This window comes from Diaphorobacter ruginosibacter (assembly GCF_014395975.1).
GTDB lineage: Bacteria > Pseudomonadota > Gammaproteobacteria > Burkholderiales > Burkholderiaceae_C > Diaphorobacter_A > Diaphorobacter_A ruginosibacter.
This window is the reverse complement of the sequence record NZ_CP060714.1, coordinates 3,740,438-3,754,317: the sequence shown is the minus strand read 5'-3', so window position 1 is coordinate 3,754,317 and position 13,880 is coordinate 3,740,438. Positions and strand designations below refer to the sequence as shown.

General features: G+C 61.3%; 14 protein-coding genes and 1 tRNA gene. 7 read left to right on the top strand and 8 right to left on the bottom strand.

Annotation, left to right across the window (positions count from 1 at the left end; genetic code table 11):
- Window positions 1–231: 231 nt before the first annotated feature.
- The 4 genes from H9K76_RS17055 to H9K76_RS17040 are packed head-to-tail and all read right to left on the bottom strand — an operon-like array spanning window position 232 to window position 2,244.
- A complete protein-coding gene (locus tag H9K76_RS17055; RefSeq protein WP_246475095.1) occupies window positions 232–1,212 on the bottom strand; it encodes a rolling circle replication-associated protein in 981 nt (326 codons plus the stop codon).
- Window positions 1,209–1,730 (bottom strand): hypothetical protein, encoded by a 522-nt coding sequence (locus H9K76_RS17050; protein WP_187596518.1) that lies wholly within the window; start codon window positions 1,728–1,730, stop codon window positions 1,209–1,211. The genes H9K76_RS17055 and H9K76_RS17050 overlap by 4 nt, the downstream gene beginning before the upstream one ends.
- Window positions 1,730–1,924, bottom strand: a complete 195-nt coding sequence (locus H9K76_RS17045; protein WP_187596517.1) for a hypothetical protein — start codon at window positions 1,922–1,924, stop codon at window positions 1,730–1,732. Before H9K76_RS17045 ends, H9K76_RS17050 begins: the two co-directional genes overlap by 1 nt.
- A 2-nt stretch (window positions 1,925–1,926) precedes the next feature.
- Window positions 1,927–2,244 carry a single-stranded DNA-binding protein gene (locus tag H9K76_RS17040; protein WP_187596516.1) on the bottom strand — a complete coding sequence of 106 codons (318 nt, stop codon included), beginning with the start codon at window positions 2,242–2,244 and terminating at the stop codon, window positions 1,927–1,929.
- Between the two features lie 57 nt (window positions 2,245–2,301).
- On the opposite strand from H9K76_RS17040, the gene H9K76_RS17035 reads away from it, so the two are divergent.
- On the top strand, window positions 2,302–2,613 hold the full coding sequence (locus H9K76_RS17035) for a hypothetical protein (RefSeq protein ID WP_187596515.1): 312 nt from the start codon (window positions 2,302–2,304) through the stop codon (window positions 2,611–2,613).
- A 92-nt stretch (window positions 2,614–2,705) separates the two neighbouring features.
- Window positions 2,706–2,969 carry a hypothetical protein gene (locus H9K76_RS17030; protein WP_187596514.1) on the top strand — a complete coding sequence of 88 codons (264 nt, stop codon included), beginning with the start codon at window positions 2,706–2,708 and terminating at the stop codon, window positions 2,967–2,969.
- Here H9K76_RS17030 and H9K76_RS17025 read toward each other — a convergent pair.
- Window positions 2,955–3,044: transfer RNA gene (locus tag H9K76_RS17025), tRNA-Ser, on the bottom strand. The genes H9K76_RS17030 and H9K76_RS17025 overlap by 15 nt on opposite strands.
- A gap of 308 nt (window positions 3,045–3,352) precedes the next feature.
- On the opposite strand from H9K76_RS17025, the gene H9K76_RS17020 reads away from it, so the two are divergent.
- From H9K76_RS17020 to H9K76_RS17005, 4 genes are all read left to right on the top strand, one after another.
- Window positions 3,353–3,919, top strand: coding sequence for a cytochrome b (locus H9K76_RS17020; RefSeq protein ID WP_187596513.1), 567 nt, complete (start codon window positions 3,353–3,355; stop codon window positions 3,917–3,919).
- 123 nt (window positions 3,920–4,042) lie between these two features.
- Window positions 4,043–4,633 carry a YceI family protein gene (locus H9K76_RS17015; RefSeq protein ID WP_187600697.1) on the top strand — a complete coding sequence of 197 codons (591 nt, stop codon included), beginning with the start codon at window positions 4,043–4,045 and terminating at the stop codon, window positions 4,631–4,633.
- 66 nt (window positions 4,634–4,699) lie between these two features.
- Window positions 4,700–5,275, top strand: a complete 576-nt coding sequence (locus H9K76_RS17010; protein ID WP_187596512.1) for a YceI family protein — start codon at window positions 4,700–4,702, stop codon at window positions 5,273–5,275.
- Between the two features lie 360 nt (window positions 5,276–5,635).
- Window positions 5,636–7,099 carry a tannase/feruloyl esterase family alpha/beta hydrolase gene (locus H9K76_RS17005; protein WP_246475091.1) on the top strand — a complete coding sequence of 488 codons (1,464 nt, stop codon included), beginning with the start codon at window positions 5,636–5,638 and terminating at the stop codon, window positions 7,097–7,099.
- Between the two features lie 13 nt (window positions 7,100–7,112).
- On the opposite strand, the gene H9K76_RS17000 is transcribed toward H9K76_RS17005, so the two are convergent.
- Both H9K76_RS17000 and H9K76_RS16995 read right to left on the bottom strand, forming a co-directional pair.
- On the bottom strand, window positions 7,113–8,837 hold the full coding sequence (locus H9K76_RS17000; RefSeq protein WP_187596510.1) for an acyl-CoA dehydrogenase family protein: 1,725 nt from the start codon (window positions 8,835–8,837) through the stop codon (window positions 7,113–7,115).
- Window positions 8,838–8,877: 40 nt separating this feature from the next.
- On the bottom strand, window positions 8,878–9,519 hold the full coding sequence (locus tag H9K76_RS16995) for a TetR/AcrR family transcriptional regulator (RefSeq protein WP_187596509.1): 642 nt from the start codon (window positions 9,517–9,519) through the stop codon (window positions 8,878–8,880).
- 476 nt (window positions 9,520–9,995) lie between these two features.
- On the opposite strand from H9K76_RS16995, the gene H9K76_RS16990 reads away from it, so the two are divergent.
- Window positions 9,996–11,435 carry a tannase/feruloyl esterase family alpha/beta hydrolase gene (locus H9K76_RS16990; RefSeq protein ID WP_246475089.1) on the top strand — a complete coding sequence of 480 codons (1,440 nt, stop codon included), beginning with the start codon at window positions 9,996–9,998 and terminating at the stop codon, window positions 11,433–11,435.
- A gap of 107 nt (window positions 11,436–11,542) precedes the next feature.
- Here H9K76_RS16990 and H9K76_RS16985 read toward each other — a convergent pair whose 3' ends face one another.
- On the bottom strand, window positions 11,543–13,840 hold the full coding sequence (locus H9K76_RS16985; RefSeq protein ID WP_187596507.1) for an NADP-dependent malic enzyme: 2,298 nt from the start codon (window positions 13,838–13,840) through the stop codon (window positions 11,543–11,545).
- Window positions 13,841–13,880 lie beyond the last annotated feature (40 nt).

Below are 13,880 nucleotides of genomic sequence, written 5' to 3'. Positions count from 1 at the left end.
TCACCCACACGGCCATTCGTTGAGCCATAAGACACCCCCACTGAGACACCGACCGCAAGGCCAGCTAGAAAAGAACAAAAAACGATGGTTGCCAGCAGGGCCAAAGCACCCGCATAGCGTCGAAAAAAGGTCATCCAGCAGCGCCCCCACCGGCCAGATAGCCCAGGCCAAACATGACGGCGACAAGGCCGCTCGTCAGGATTTCAGAGAAGTACTGCAACTGGTCGGGCGTCATTGCGCATCCTTGATTTCAGGGAGCCAGGAAAACGGACCGCATGGTTCGATCCTTCGCGGGCCTCGCCGCACGCGGATAAAGCTATGAAAACCGCCGCCCGTTGGTGCGAAGTCAGAGAGCAAAAGCTCTCCTGTCTCAGCATTGACGTAACCGCCTCCCGGCGCAGGTCTAAAGCGGTCTTGCACCGAAGCATTAGCCTGCACATACGAAGGCCAAAGTACCCAACGGCGGCAAGCACGGCCAGTTTCAGACAGGCCTCCACAGCCATGAATTCGAGCGCCATGCGGAAATCCTCCAATCGTTTTTTGGCCCACCTTGCTGACGTACTTCATCAGGTACGCGACCGGGCAATAGGCCTTGTCCCTTCGGGTCATGCCATGCGGCCACATAGGAGGCTCCCAGAGCTTCAAACCGGCCCGGTCTTTACGTGACCATGGGCGATCCCCTTTCGGCGGCGTAAGGCCCCCTTCCAGCCACACAACGATGTGGTAATGAATGACGCCTCGGTCCTGCAATTCAGCAACCCATGCATAGCGCACTGTCTTGCTGCCGGTCTTGGCGTAGTGCCACTTGCGCAGTGCGTCGAGGTATCGGCTGATGTGCTCAGGCTTCCACGCGCGGTTATCGCCGCGGTAGGTCAGCGTCTGCATCCACATCTGCTGCTTTAAGCTGCCCGCGTTGTGCAGGGCCTTGGAAGCCACGCCCAGCGATTTGCGCAGGCGCGTGATGCGGCTTTGGATTGGATCGATGGTGATGACGTTATCGGTCCATGCCAAAGCCACCTGATCTTTGCCGGTGTAGGTCTCACCGCCAACGATCAGAGACGATCCACTTGCAGTCCTGCAAGTTGTTGATACTGAGACAAGCCCGGCAGCGCTGCGCGCTGCCTGCTCAGCTGCACGCGCCTGCTGACGTGCGAACAGCAATGCACCCATGCTCTGCATGCGTGCCTCGTTCTTGGCCTGAAGCGCGCTCATGCCAACTCCAACGGACGGCACTGATGTGCCAGGTCAACCAGCCATTGCGCAAAGGCCGCAGGAGTGCGTTCACGCTCCGCACGACCCATACGTTCGACCGTGCAGGTCGCAGCGACCTCACCAGGTTCGATAGCTGGCACCGGGCCGACGATGTAGAGACACGTCTTTTTCTGGGCACGATGACCGAACCAGCTCTGCATTACCGGCACCAAAACGCCGCCATGCTGATCGCGAACACCGAACGTGCCGCAGCCTGATACGCCCCACAACTTGGAACTGAATGGATGTTCCAGAACACCGCCAAAGCGGCGCACCATAGCCATAGACCACAGCGCCAGCTCGCGCTCACCGTCCCGCGGCTTTGCAAAGTGCGAGAGCTGGCCCCACGCTCTACACGGTGGATGGAAGATGCCAGGTACACCACCCGGCCAGGTCAAGGCATCGCGATCAATGTCGTAGCAGTCACAGCCGAGCGCCGCATAGTGGTTGTCCGCACGGACGAAAAGAGCAGCGACCATCAGAGGCCCTCCCCGCTCACAGGCATGCCGCCTCGCGTGTACGTGAAATCGACGGTGGTCTCTTCGCCTTCCATGCGGAAATGCGCAGACACACCGTCGATCAATGAGAGCTCTTGTTGACGCTGCTCCATGAACAGCGCCAGGAGCGCGTCATGGGCAGCAGCGAGCCGCGCATCGTGCATGGCTTGAGCCATGGTCAGCCCTTGACGTCAGCAGCTGCGGGGGCGGACTTGATCGCGCGCAAACGCGGCGACATGGCAATGTCACCGTTGCGGCTCACATAGACCGATTCAGGCGCGAGGGTGTACTCGCCGATTGGGTAGTAGAGCGCCGCACCTTCGGAGTTGGTGGGCAGGATGATTTCGACCTTCGTGGGGTACGGCTCAGGGTTGCCGTTCTTGTCCACGAGGTGGAAATAGACGTTCTGGAAATTGAGGCTGTAGGGCTTGCCAGATTGCTTGGAGGTGCCGCTTTGGTTGCGGACGTCGGTCGACTTTACCGATACCTTAATCATGATTTCTCCTAGACTGTGCGACGTTGCACACGTTGACCCTGCACGCAAGGCCAACGTTTGAAACGTCAGGCCAATGCAGAGGGAGAAGAAATGGATTTAAGCCAGTACTCCAAAGTGATGGAGCAGATAGAGCAAATGTGGATGCGCGCGCTGATCGTCGATCTGTGCATTAGCGTGATCGCGTTCATCGTGGTTTGTTGGGTTGCGTACTCGATCACGCGCGCCGCCGTTCGTGATGGCATACGCGATGCGCTTCCGCGCTTTCCAGTCGCAAACAACAAAGGAGCGCCACCAGATGGATTCAGGTGGGAGCTTGTAAAAGACGACGCACCCAAAGCACAGATGCCAGATATGCGCGCTGAAAAGTAACTGATTTTCATAAGAAATTCTTAGCTTAAGAATCTCTTTGTTTATTCGCCAGCGAAAAATGCTAAAACCCACTTATCCCAAGAGGTACTCAGATGCAAAAAACCATGGAACTTTGGGCAAAAGCGCAAGAAATTAAGAGCCCTGCGCAATGGGCGCGCGAGTTCAACGTAACCCCGGAGGCGTTTTACGTAGCAAAACGACAAGGACGGCTAAGCCCAATCCTGGCGGGAAACGTTGCTATTGAATTAGGAGAGAACCCAGAGCATTGGATGGCGATTGCCGCTCTGGAAGCAGAAAAAGAAAGCCCGCTCGTAGCAAGACTACAGCGGGCTGTCAACTCATGGCGGAGGCTGTGAGATTCGAACTCACGGAAGGGTCACCCCTTCGGCAGTTTTCAAGACTGCTGGTTTAAACCACTCACCCAAACCTCCCGAAGCCGCATATTCTACACAATCGGGCCACCGCGAAATGAAGAGCAGCGCGACGAGCGGGAGCTACTTGTGAACAGGGGTTGGGCTCTTGCACCGGCTGGTTGGCTGGGAAGCCCGAGCTGCATAAGCTTATTTCCAACGATTCACATTATTTGAATTGAAACGACAATTCGGTTGAAACTTTACACAGCCCCTCGACTCTAGACTTTCAATCTTTGCAGTCTGGATGACGTGAACGCGGCATGTGATCCATCAAGGCTGCGGAACGTAGTCCGCGATAGATCCACCTTTCATCCATCTTGTCGAACATGCAATCCGCTTCTCGTCAGACGCCCACGCGCTACTCCGGCGTGGCCATGACATTTCACTGGGCCCTGGCCCTTGCGCTCGTCACGCTGTTCGGCGTGGGGCTGTACATGACGGGGCTGCCGTTCTCGCCCCAGCGTCTGAAACTCTACAACTGGCATAAGTGGGCCGGTGTGACGATCCTGGCGCTGTCGGTGCTGCGCCTGCTGTGGCGCTTCACGCACCGTGCGCCGCCGCTGTCTTCGAAGGTCGTGGCAACCATGCCGGGCTGGCAGCAGTTGGCACACCATGCCGTGCACTTCCTGATGTATGCGCTGTTCCTGGCCGTGCCGTTGATTGGCTGGGCCTACAGCTCGGCATCGGGTTTTCAGATCGTGCTGTTCGGCGCGCTGCCGTTGCCTGATTTCGTAGCAGCCGATCCCGAGCTGGCCAAGGCGATCAAGCCCTGGCATGCCTATTCGGCCTATGCACTGGCGGCGCTGGTGGTGTTGCATGTGGCGGCGGTGGTGAAGCACCAGGTCATCGACCGCGATGGATTGCTCTCCCGCATGCTGCCGGGACGAGCCTGAGCAGGGGGGGCAGCCCTTCTGCAGTCCAAGCCTGAATTTTGTTTTTCGCGCCGGGCGCAGTGGTGACCCGGCATGCCGTGATGGTGATCTCCAAGGAGAAATGAAGTGATGAATACAGCAATGATGACAGTGAAGAAGACCGTTTCCGTGTGGGGCCTGGGTGCGGCGCTGGCCGGCGCAGCGCTGGCAATGGCATCCGCCCCCGCGCTGGCCGAGCAGAAGCTGGTGCCCGCGCAGAGCGAGATCGGCTTTGTGAGCAAGCAGATGGGCGTCCCGGTGAACGGTCATTTCACCAAGTTCGATGCCCAGGTGTCGTTCGATCCGGCCAAGCTGGCAACCAGCAAGGTGACGCTGTCGATCGATACCGGCAGCGCAACGTTGGGCGTGAAGGAAACCGATGCGGAATTGCCCAAGCCCCTGTGGTTCAACGTGACAAAGTTTCCTCAGGCTACATTCCAGTCCACGGCCATCAAGGCCCTGGGTGGCGGCAAGTTCGAGGTGGCAGGCAAGCTGAACATCAAGGGCGCGAGCCAGGATGTGACCGTCCCGGTCACGCTGGCGCAGAGCGGCGCCAATACCACTGCCACGGGCAGCTTCGCGATCAAGCGACTGGCGTTCAAGATCGGCGAGCAGGAGTGGGCCGACACTTCCATGGTGGCGGACGAAGTCCAGGTGAAGTTCAAGCTGGCACTGACCGGCGTTCCCAAGATCTGATGCAGTTGCATCCCGTTTTTTTGTTTTATTGAATCGTTTGTTTTTCTTTTGAATGGAGTAGATGACATGCGCACAGCATTTTTCGCCCTTGCCACCGCAGCAGCCCTGATGGCTGGCGCTGCCCACGCCGAAACCGCAACCTACGCGGTCGATCCGACGCACACCTTCGCCACCTTTGAGATCAGCCACTTCGGCGCCAGCGTGAACCGCGCGCGCTTCGACAAGAAGGAAGGCTCCGTGCAACTGGACAAGGCGGCCAAGACCGGCAAGGTGGAGTTGACCCTGCAGATGGACTCCATCAATTCCGGCACGGCGCCATTCAACAAGCACCTGCAAAGCGCAGAGATCTTCGACGCCGAGAAATTCCCGACAGCCAAGTTTGTGGGCGACAAGTTCACTTTCGACGGCGACAAGGTGGTGTCCGTCTCGGGCGACCTGACAATCAAGGGCAAGACCCAGCCCGTCACTTTCAAGGCCAACCAGTTCGCTTGCTACGACAGCCCGATGGTCAAGCGTGAAGTGTGCGGTGGCGACTTCGAAACCACCATCGATCGCACGGCCTTCGGCGTGGACTACGGCATTGCCTACGGCTTCCCGAAGAACGTGCGCATCGTCGCGCAGATCGAAGCCATCAAGCAGTGAGTGTTTGATTGACTTGGTGAGTAAGCGCGCAAGCGCTGGCAAATGCATGGGCCGAAAACGTGAGTTTTCGGCCTTTTCTTTATGCTTTTTTAGTCAAAGATTCGGTATTTGAAACAGAGCGGAGTTCTTCAGAGTTTTCCCTGTATGGAGCGTCATCGGCCTGCAATGACATTTGCGAAATTCGCATAGGGCGGATGAATTGCAAGATAAAAGCAAAACGGAGACTCCATGGCTCATTTCACTCGAATCAATAGTTCGCTGCGCGTATGTGCGATAGCGGCCTTCTCGGCGTGGCTCGCAAGCGGCTGCGGCGGCTCTTCGGGCGGCCTCGCACAGGGCAATGCCAGGCATGCATGCGAGGTGTTGGCGGGAAAGACCATTGCCAACGCGGCACTCACGACGACTGTCGTGGGCGCAAGTGCTGAGGTGCCTGAATACTGCAAGGTATCCGGCAAGATAGGTGCATCGCTGAATTTTGAAATGCGCTTGCCGAATCAATGGAATGGCCGGCTGCACTATTGGGGTGGCGGTGGATACAACGGATCGATTCCACCGCTGACGGGATCGGATGCCAGCTCGCGTCTGCCACTGGTTGCGTTGGAGCGTGGATTCATTACCGTTTCCAGTGATTCGGGACACCAGGGTAGCAGCTTGGATGCGAGCTTTGCGCGGCGCGACCCGGCGGCCGCCCGGATGTACGGCAGCCTTTCGGTTCCCACGGTGATGGCCAGCGCCGTGAAGGTCGTGGAAGCGGCTTACGGAAGCCCTCCCGCGAAGGCCTACTTTGAAGGCTGCTCCAACGGAGGGCGCGAAGCCTTGATGGCGGTGCAGCGCAACCCCAAGCTGTTTGACGGGGTGATTGCCCGGGCTCCGGGATACAACGCGGTGGGATTCATTGGCCACTTCCATCTGACGGCCAAGGACCTCGCGGCCCCCGGAGGAATGTTGTCGGAAGGGAAGATCAAACTCATCGCCTCGCGCGTGCGCGGGGCCTGCGATGCGCTCGATGGGATCAGCGACGGTATCGTGTCCAACGCAGCTGCCTGTACGCCCGAGCTTGTTGGCATGGAGACATTGCGCTGCGACGGCGGTGCCGATATGGGCGATTCCTGCCTCTCGGACGCGCAGATGAAAGTCGTCACGGATTGGACCTCCGATGTGAACTGGAATGGCAGTCCCACCTTTCACAACAAGGGCTGGAGCTTGAGCGGCAACGAGGACTATCCGGGTGTCTGGGATGCGTGGCTGACAGGCATGGGGAACGTGCGTTATTCGGCGCGCTATCTGCTGCAGGACACGACGATCAGGAACTATATGGAAAGCGATCCCGGCGTGGATTCCTTGGCGTATTCTCCGTACGACCAGAATCCAGGCCGTCTGGTGGCCGCGGGAGCCATGAATGACGCGACGGATGCAGACATCAGCCCCTTTCTTGACAACGGCGGCAAGCTGATTTTCTGGCACGGTGGCGCAGACCCTGCGCTCAGCACCCGCTCGACGGCCGTGTACTACCAGCATGTGCGAGCGGCCGTCGGTGTCGACAAGGCCGATGCGGCCACCCGGCTGTATTTCGCCCCGGGTGTGGGGCATTGCGCGGGCGGTCCGGGTGCGGATACGAGCGATCTGCTGGCGGCGCTCGATGCCTGGTCGAGTCAGAAAGTGGCTCCGTCCACATTGGTCGCCGTCAAACGGGACGGTGAGGGCTGGCAGGTCTTCGACAGGCCTTTGTGTGCCTATCCGCAGTACCCGCGCTACGTCGGTCCCAAGGGCGATGCGCTGGCCGCCAGCCATGCGGCCAACTACCGGTGCGTGGTAGATCAGTAAGTCTGCTTGGTACTCATCCGAACACGTTGGCGCGCTTGACGATGTGCTCGGCCTGCGCGCTGGTGACGCCGCCCCCCATGGTGCCGAAATGCGATCCCCAGTCTCCGCCTTGTGCGGGTGCACGCGTGCTGAAGAACGCGTCCACGACCTCGCTGGTGCTGTATCGCAGGAGCTCTGCGGCCTGCAGCGTACGGGCAACGGCCTCGGTCATCGGGCGTGCGTAGAACTCGTCCTCGCGCGCGGCAGCGATGAGTTGCCGGGTGCGGGCAGCCAGCGCGTCGAAGCGCGGGTCCTGGCGGGCCTGGGCGCTCCACTCCGATTCGAGGGCATCGACGACTTCCGGTGTGCGGCTCATGGCGCGGCGCACGTCCATGCACATCATGTTGGCCGTGCCTTCCCACACGCTATTCAGCGGTGCTTCACGGTACAGCCGAGCCATCGGGTTTTCCTCGATGAAGCCATTGCCGCCGTGGCACTGCAAGGCCTCGTTGGCAATGGCCGGTGCGCGCGAGCAGTTGAAGAACTTGGCGGCAGGTGTTGCGACGCGGGCCAGCAGCCTCTCATGCTCGCTGGTCTCCATGCCATCGGTTGCCTTGGCGACGCGCAGTGCGAACAGTGTCGCGGCCTCCACCTCCACAGCCATGTCGGCGAGCACATTGCGCATCATGGGGCGGTCGGCGATAGGGGTGCTGAATGCCGTGCGCGTGGTGGTGTGCTGAAGCGCGAGCGTCAACGCCTGGCGCATCAGGCCGGCCGAGCCGACCGCGAAGTCCAGGCGCGTGAGATGCGCGTGGGACAGGATCTCGCGGATGCCACGGCCTTCCTCGCCCACGCGGATGGCAAGCGTGCCCGCGTACTCCACCTCGCTCGACGCATTCGAGCGATTGCCGGCCTTGTCCTTGAGGCGCTGCACGAAGAAGCGGTTGAACGAGCCGTCGGGCAGGGTTCGCGGCAGGAAGAAGCATGTGACGTCGCCGTCCACCTTGGCAAGCGTGAAGAAGCCGTCCGATTGGGGAACAGAGCAGAACCACTTGTGTCCGGTGAGTTCATACCAGTGTGCGGTTGCACCGTGGTAACTGTCGGAGTGCGAGAAGCGTGCGGTGGTCTGTGTCTCGCGCAGGTCCGAGCCGCCTTGCTTTTCCGTCATCGCATAGCCGATCACCACCGAGGGCTTGTCGCCCACTTCGCGGCGGCTGAATTCATATTGCGTTCCGCGGGACTTCTCGGCCCAGATCGCGAGAGCCGGCTCGGCCGAGAAGCCAGCGTAGGACGCGTAGGCCATGCCGGTGGGGCAGGCCGTTCCCTGCTCGACCTGGTTCCAGAGGTAGGAGAGCACGGCGCGTGCATAGTGGCCGTTGCTCTCGCCGTTGCGCGCGTTGGCGCGCCAGGAGAGGTTGGGCACCTCGTGTTGCCAGGCAAGCGACATCAGCTCGTGCCAGCTGGGATGGAACTCGACCCAGTCGATGCGATGGCCGAAGCGGTCGTGTGTCTTGAGCTCGGGGTTGTGCCTGTTGGCCAGGCGCGCAAGCTCCTGCACGTTCGCGTCGCCCGCCACGGCGCCGAGTGCGTCGCAGCGTGCGGCGGCCCAGGGGGCCTCGCGGCGGATGGCGGATGTCAGGACCGCATCGCCGGAGAAGGCATTGAAGCCGCTGGCGGGTTGCGCCTGGTTGCGTACTTCGTGTGTCTGGTAGCGGTTGGCCGGGGCCGCGAGGGTATTGCTGGACAGAGATTGGTTCATGGTGCTTGTCTCCTGGGTGTTGTGGGTGAGATGGCTGGGGTCAACGGCGAGGGGGCTGGACGCTGGCGCAGGCGAGGGCAGCAATCTGGTCCGCAAGTGCGGCAATTTCCAGTTTCTGCTCGGGCTCTGCCATCTGCGATGTGCTTGCCAGCGGCGAGAGAGGACCGATCAGGCCTTCCATGAAGCCGCCCACGATGACGGTGGCGGCGATGTCCGCGCGTACGTCGCTGCGCATGCTCGCGTCGGCCTGGCCTTGTGCGATGACGCCATGGATCACTTCGCTGATGGCGGCGCGATAGGTCAATCGTTCCTCGTCGATGGCCTTGTCGCAGGGTTCGGCGATCAATGCATAGGCAAGGCGCGGGTTGCGCATGGCGCGCAGCACGAAGGTGGTCACCATCGAGTGCAGGCGCTCATGGGCAGACCCATCCGATGCCGCAATGTCGGAGAGCACATCCACCTCCCGCTGCGAAACACGCGAGAGCACTTCGGCAAAGAGCTCGGCCTTGGAGGGAAAGTAGCGGTACACCGTGCCGGTGGCAATGCCTGCCGTGGCTGCAACGTTGGCCACCTGTGCCTCCTGCCACCCACCTTCGCTCACAAGCGCGCGCGCCGCCTGCAGGATACGTGTGCGGTTGTCGAGCAGACGGGCTTCGACGGCAGGGGTCTGTCTATAGGCCATGGAAAGAAATGAATCTTGATTCACGAAATGAGTGAATCATAGTTCATTTTTTAGAGAAGGCAATTTCCGTCCGCATGTTCCAGGCCCGTGACAGGCCTGTCAGGGAAAGTCCCGTAACTCAAAAATGCTCAACCCCTCTCGGTGGTTGGAGGGTCGATGGCGTTGCTTCATTCGAGGATAGATTCGGTTAATCATCGGGTTTCTTGTTTAGTGAGTGCTTCTCCTAATCTGAAATGCCGCCGTGTCGACAAACTATTCAAGTGCCTGTCACTAGAGTCGATTTCTCCAACCAACCAAGAAGGAGGAGAGAGATGGGCACACGGAACTTCAATCTGGATAGTCGGACTGCGGGATATACGCTGGCTGCGTACGGCGCCCTGTTGATGTCAGGGTGTGGTGGTAGAGGAGGCCCGGCGGATCCGCAGGCTCACACTCTGACGGCGGCTCGGGCCTGCGAGGAGGCTGACGGAAAAGTCATGGGAGATGCGAGGCTCAAGGCCTCGGTGGTGGCTGCGGGCGGCGATGTGCCGGTCTATTGCAAGGTGCAGGGAGTGATCGGCACCTCGCTTCACTTTGAAATGCGATTGCCGGAACGCTGGAACGGCAAGCTGCATTTCTGGGGTGGTGGTGGCTATGACGGCTTCATTCAGTCGATCAGCGGGCCTGACGCCAATTCAAGAATCCCGTTGGTCGCGCTCAAGGCGGGCTATGCGACCGTTTCCAGCGACGGAGGGCATCAGTCCGAGCTGTGGAACGCAAGCTTCGCGCTGGCGAATCCCGAGGCGGCCCGGATGTTCGGAAGCCTGTCGGTGCCCACGGTGACGGCCAGTGCGCAGAAGATCCTGGCCTCCATCTACGGGGCGACGCCCGGAAAGTCCTATTTCGAGGGATGCTCCAACGGAGGGCGCGAAGGCATGGTGAGCATGCAGCGTTATCCCAAGATGTTTGACGGGATCATCGTGCGTGCACCCGCATACAACTGGGCCGGACTCATGGGGCATTTCTCCCGCAACGCGAAAGCAGCCATGGCCCCGGGGGCACGGTTATCGGCAGACAAACTGGCTCTTGTGGCAAGGACCGTACGCCACGCCTGCGACGCATTGGATGGGATCACGGATGGGGTGGTGGCGAACCCGGCGGCATGCACCCCTCTGCGGATCAATCTGCCCGCACTGCGCTGCGATGGAGGTGCCGACCTTGGACGCGACTGCCTTTCCGATGCGCAGATGGCGGTCTTTCAATCATGGACCACGGAGGCCGTGTTCCAAGGCGGATCAACCTTCAGAAACACCGCATGGAACCTGAATGGCAACGAAGACGACCCGCTCAACATGGCGCCGTGGCTGACCGGGAATGGCAATCCGGTCACCACCGAGCAATACCGCTACGAGGACACCACGATCAAGAACTACCTGGCGCGCGATCCCCATGCGGACTCGCTGGGGTATTCCTACGATTCGAACATCGGTGCGCTGGTGGACATGGCTGCGCTCAATGATGCGACCGAACCGGATATCAGCCCCTTCATCAAGAACGGCGGAAAGCTGATCATGTGGCATGGGGGTGCGGACCCGGGCATCAACATGAATTCGACCATCGACTACTACGACAGGATGCGAAAGGCCGTCGGCGATGCCGGTGCGAACGCCGCAACGCGGCTGTACATCGCCCCCGGCGTGAATCACTGCGCGACGGGTGTGGGTGCGGATACGGTGGACTTGTTGGCGGCGTTGGACCAATGGTCGAGCGGGAACAGCGCACCCGCGACCTTGAACGCGAGAAAACTGGATGCCGGGGGAGCAGAAGTCCTGGGTCGGCCGCTGTGCGAGTACCCGCAGTATCCGCGCTATGTTGGTGCTGCCGGTGATGCGGCCGCGGCGCGGCTGGCGAGCAGCTACGTTTGCACGGCACCGTAAGCCTCCCATCCGTGTCCTAGCCATGACCATGAGTGCCGGCTCGGAAAGCAAAACGCCGCGATGCGCTTGCACATCGCGGCGTTCCAGGATGACGAGGGCTCAGGCGCTTACTTGCGCTTGCCCGCCGCGTTGGCCGCAGCCAGCGCCGTCATGTTCACCACGCGGCGCACGGTGGCCGATGGGGTCAGCACGTCGGCCGCGCCGCCACCGCCCAGCAGGATCGGGCCGATGGTCGTGCCATGGCCGCCGGTCTGCTTGAGCACGTTGAACAGGATGTTCGCGGCGTCGAGGTTCGGGCAGATCAGCACGTTGGCGGAGCCGGTGAGGGTGGTTTCCAGCAGCGTGTTGTGGCGCACGGTCTCGGACAGGGCGGCATCGCCGTGCATTTCACCGTCGCACTCGATATGCGGGGCCAGCTTCTGGAACAGGTCGCGGGCCTTGCGCATCTTGAGCGCCGAGGGACGGGTGGACGAACCGTAGTTGGAGTGCGAGAGGAAGGCCACCTTGGGCGGCAGGCCGAAGCGCTGCACTTCCTCCGCGGCCATCAGTGCGATCGACGCCAGTTCTTCCGCCGTCGGGTCTTCGTTGATGTAGGTGTCGGCGATGAAGAGCGTGCCGGTGTCCAGCATCACTGCGTTCACGGTGGCGAGCTGGGTGGCGTGTTCCTTGAGGCCGAGCACATCGCGCACATGGCCGAGGTGGGCGTCGAACTTGCCGACCAGGCCGCAGAGCATGGCGTCTGCGTCACCCAGGTGCACCATCAGCGCTGCGATGATGGTGTTGGAGCGGCGTACGGCGGCCTTGGCGGCCTCGGGTGTCACGCCGTCGCGGCCCATGAGCTTGTGGTATGCCTCCCAGTACTGGCGGAAACGCGGGTCGTCCTCGGGATTGCAGATCTCGACGTCCTTGCCGAGTTGCATGCGCAGGCCGGCCTTGGCGATGCGCGCCTCGATGACAGCGGGGCGGCCGATCAGGATGGGCTTGGCAAGGCCATCGTCGAGCGCCACCTGAACGGCGCGCAGCACGCGCTCGTCTTCACCCTCGGCGTACGCCACGCGCTGCACGTTGGCCTTGGCCGCGGCGAACACGGGACGCATGAACATGCTGGTCTGGTAGACGAAACGCAGCAGGCTTTCGCGGTATGCGTCGATGTCGGTGATCGGGCGGGTGGCCACGCCGGATTCTTCCGCGGCCTTGGCAACGGCCGGTGCGATGCGCAGGATCAGGCGCGAATCGAACGGTGTGGGAATCAGGTAGTCGGGGCCGAAGGTCAGCTCCTTGCCCTGGTAGGCCGCGGCGACCTCATCGCTCACGTCCTGCTTGGCCAGCGCGGCGATCTCGCGCACGCAGGCGAGCTTCATGGCCTCGGTGATCTTCGTTGCGCCGCAGTCGAGCGCGCCGCGGAAGATGTAGGGGAAGCACAGCACGTTGTTCACCTGGTTCGGATAGTCCGAACGGCCGGTGGCGATGATGCAGTCCGGGCGGATCGCCTTGGCGAGTTCCGGGCGGATTTCCGGCTCGGGGTTGGCGAGCGCCAGGATGATGGGCTTGTCGCCCATGGTCTTGACCATGTCGGCGGTCAGCACGCCCGGTGCCGAGCAGCCGAGGAACACGTCCGCACCGTTGACCACGTCGGCCAGCGTGCGTGCCTCGGTCTTCTGCGCGTAGCGTTGCTTGGACTCGTCGAGACCGCCCGGGCGGCCGTCATAGATCACGCCCTTGGAGTCGACCATGTAGACGTTCTCGCGCTTCACGCCGAGACCGACCATCACGTCCACGCAGGCAATCGCCGCAGCGCCGGCGCCGGAAACGGCGATCTTGACCTTGTCGATCTGCTTGCCCACGAGCTCCAGGCCGTTGAGCAGCGCGGCGCTGGAGATGATGGCGGTTCCGTGCTGGTCGTCGTGGAACACCGGGATCTGCATGCGCTTGGAGAGTTCGCGCTCGATGTAGAAGCACTCGGGGGCCTTGATGTCCTCGAGGTTGATGCCGCCGAGCGTGGGCTCGAGGGCGGCAACGATCTCGATGATCTTGTCGGGATCGCGGGCATCGAGTTCGATGTCGAACACGTCCACGCCGGCGAACTTCTTGAACAGGCAGCCCTTGCCTTCCATGACGGGCTTGCCTGCGAGCGGGCCGATGTCGCCCAGGCCCAGAACGGCGGTACCGTTGGTGATCACGCCCACGAGATTGCCGCGCGATGTGTACTCGGCAGCCTTGGAGGGGTCGGCCTGGATGTCCAGGCAGGGATAGGCAACGCCTGGCGAGTAGGCGAGCGACAGGTCGCGCTGGTTGGACAGCGGCTTGGTCGGTGTGACCGAAATCTTGCCCTTGGAGGGATTGCGATGGTATTCGAGGGCGGCTTCGCGCAGTGCCGATTCAGCGGCGGACAAAGATTGGGTCATACGATTTCACTACTTAACAATGTGAAGGGGCAACAGAGCT

Bases quoted from the DNA above. Each gene is read 5' to 3' on its own strand.
- H9K76_RS17045 (WP_187596517.1), bottom strand. From the start codon at position 1,924: ATGGCTCAAGCCATGCACGATGCGCGGCTCGCTGCTGCCCATGACGCG.
- H9K76_RS16995 (WP_187596509.1), bottom strand. From the start codon at position 9,519: ATGGCCTATAGACAGACCCCTGCCGTCGAAGCCCGTCTGCTCGACAAC.
- H9K76_RS16990 (WP_246475089.1), top strand. From the start codon at position 9,996: ATGGGAGATGCGAGGCTCAAGGCCTCGGTGGTGGCTGCGGGCGGCGAT.
- H9K76_RS17055 (WP_246475095.1), bottom strand. From the start codon at position 1,212: ATGAGCGCGCTTCAGGCCAAGAACGAGGCACGCATGCAGAGCATGGGT.
- H9K76_RS17050 (WP_187596518.1), bottom strand. From the start codon at position 1,730: ATGGTCGCTGCTCTTTTCGTCCGTGCGGACAACCACTATGCGGCGCTC.
- H9K76_RS17015 (WP_187600697.1), top strand. From the start codon at position 4,043: ATGACAGTGAAGAAGACCGTTTCCGTGTGGGGCCTGGGTGCGGCGCTG.
- H9K76_RS17040 (WP_187596516.1), bottom strand. From the start codon at position 2,244: ATGATTAAGGTATCGGTAAAGTCGACCGACGTCCGCAACCAAAGCGGC.
- H9K76_RS17030 (WP_187596514.1), top strand. From the start codon at position 2,706: ATGCAAAAAACCATGGAACTTTGGGCAAAAGCGCAAGAAATTAAGAGC.
- H9K76_RS17020 (WP_187596513.1), top strand. From the start codon at position 3,353: ATGCAATCCGCTTCTCGTCAGACGCCCACGCGCTACTCCGGCGTGGCC.
- H9K76_RS16985 (WP_187596507.1), bottom strand. From the start codon at position 13,840: ATGACCCAATCTTTGTCCGCCGCTGAATCGGCACTGCGCGAAGCCGCC.
- H9K76_RS17010 (WP_187596512.1), top strand. From the start codon at position 4,700: ATGCGCACAGCATTTTTCGCCCTTGCCACCGCAGCAGCCCTGATGGCT.
- H9K76_RS17000 (WP_187596510.1), bottom strand. From the start codon at position 8,837: ATGAACCAATCTCTGTCCAGCAATACCCTCGCGGCCCCGGCCAACCGC.